The organism is Nocardia farcinica, from assembly GCF_029867845.1.
Classification (GTDB): Bacteria; Actinomycetota; Actinomycetes; order Mycobacteriales; family Mycobacteriaceae; genus Nocardia; species Nocardia farcinica_A.
Genome location: NZ_JARWRU010000202.1, coordinates 1 through 1750 on the forward strand (window position 1 = coordinate 1; position 1750 = coordinate 1750).

General features: G+C 72.6%; 2 protein-coding genes. One reads left to right on the forward strand and one right to left on the reverse strand.

What is annotated here, in order from left to right; translation table 11 throughout:
* A partial coding sequence (locus QH283_RS04135; RefSeq protein ID WP_280501687.1) for a FadD3 family acyl-CoA ligase occupies positions 1-1387 on the forward strand: 1387 nt, incomplete at its 5' end.
* Positions 1388-1542: 155 nt separating this feature from the next.
* Here QH283_RS04135 and QH283_RS04140 read toward each other — a convergent pair.
* A partial coding sequence (locus tag QH283_RS04140) for an SDR family oxidoreductase (RefSeq protein WP_280501688.1) occupies positions 1543-1750 on the reverse strand: 208 nt, incomplete at its 5' end.

A 1750-nucleotide genomic window follows, 5' to 3' on the forward strand; every position in this document is an offset into this window, starting at 1 on the left:
CCGCCCCCCCGCCCCCCCCCCCCTCGCCGGGTATCTCCGGCTTAAATACATCTACCTGGTCGACCGTATACGCCGGGCGGCCGGGGCCTTCGCGGCGGCGGGCATCGAGAAGGGCGACCGGGTCGCCGTCTGGGCCCCCAACTCCGCGGAGTGGATCATCGCCGCCTTCGGCCTGCTGACCGCCGGCGGCGTGCTGGTGCCGGTGAACAGCCGGTTCAAACAGGCCGAGGCCGACGACATCCTCACCCGCAGCGGCGCGAAAGCCGTTCTGGTGCAACAGGGCTTTCTGGACATCGAGTACAGCGCGCCCGACGGCGTGCCCGTGATCGACCTGAAGTCCGGCTTCCTCGCCGACGGCGCGCCTTTCGAGCGCGCGGTTTCCGGCGACGACATCGCCGACATCATCTTCACTTCCGGCACCACCGGCCGGTCCAAGGGTGTGCTGATGAACCACCGGCAGTCGTTGCGCATGTACGCCGAGTGGTGCGATCTGGCCGACCTGCGCCGGGGCGACCGGTATCTGATCGTCAACCCGTTCTTCCACACCTTCGGCTACCGGGCCGGGCTGATCGCCTCGCTCATCCGCGGCGCCACCATCCTGCCGCTGCCGGTGTTCGACGTGGACCGGGTGCTGGAACTGGTCGCGCGGGAACGAGTCACCATGCTGCCCGGCCCGCCCACGCTGTACCACTGCCTGCTCGAGGCCGCCGATCGCGGCCACGATCTGTCCTCGCTGCGCGCGGCGGTCACGGGCGCGGCCGACATCCCGGTCGAGCTGATCCGCCGCATCCGCGAGGAGCTGCCGTTCGAGACGATCATGACCGGCTACGGCCTCACCGAGGCGGGCACCGCCACCGCCTCCCGCCCCGGCGACACCTTCGAGCAGATCGCCACCACCGTCGGCACCCCCTGCGACGGCCTCGAGGTCCGCATCGCCGACGACGGCGAGGTCCTGGTCCGCGGCTACAGCGTCATGCGTGGTTATCTCGACGACCCCGAGGCCACCGCCGCCGCGGTCGACCCCGACGGCTGGCTGCACACCGGTGACCTCGGCGAACTCGACCCCGACGGCCGTCTGCGCATCCTCGGCCGCAAGAAGGACATGTTCCTCGTCGGCGGCTTCAACGCCTACCCCGCCGAGATCGAGGGCTACCTTCTCGAGCATCCGGCCGTCGAGCAGGTCGCCGTGATCGGCGTCCCCGACGAACGGCTCGGCCAGGTCGGCCGCGCCTACGTCGTGGCGGGCGAGCCGGTCGACGAGCGGGAACTCATCGATTGGGCCGAGCGGCGGATGGCCGGCTACAAGGTCCCGCGTTCGATCCGCTTCCTGGACCGGCTGCCGCTCAACGCGACCGGCAAGGTGCAGAAGGACCAGCTGCCCGCCTGAGCGCCGGGTCGGGGGATCGCCCGCAGTGGCGCCACGTCCGTGGGCTGCCGATGAGCCGCCCGTGGACGCCGCTCCGCCGTGAGGTCCTGGCCCCGATCCAGCTCGAGGCGGGCCGGGGCCGGACGAGGCAGGTGGCGGACACGGCCGCACCCACGTCAGGCCGACACCCCGACGCCCGGGCCGAGGCCGGTGGCCGCGCCGCGCAACGGCGCGCCTGGCCCGCCGTCGGCCTCGATCACGCTGCCGGTGACGGCCCCGCTGTCGGGTCCGGCGAGAAAGGCCAGCACGGCGGCGACCTCGGCCGGATCGAGCACGCGGCCCGCGCGGGGCAGCCCGCGCCGGTCGCCGCCGGAGTCCCGGTAC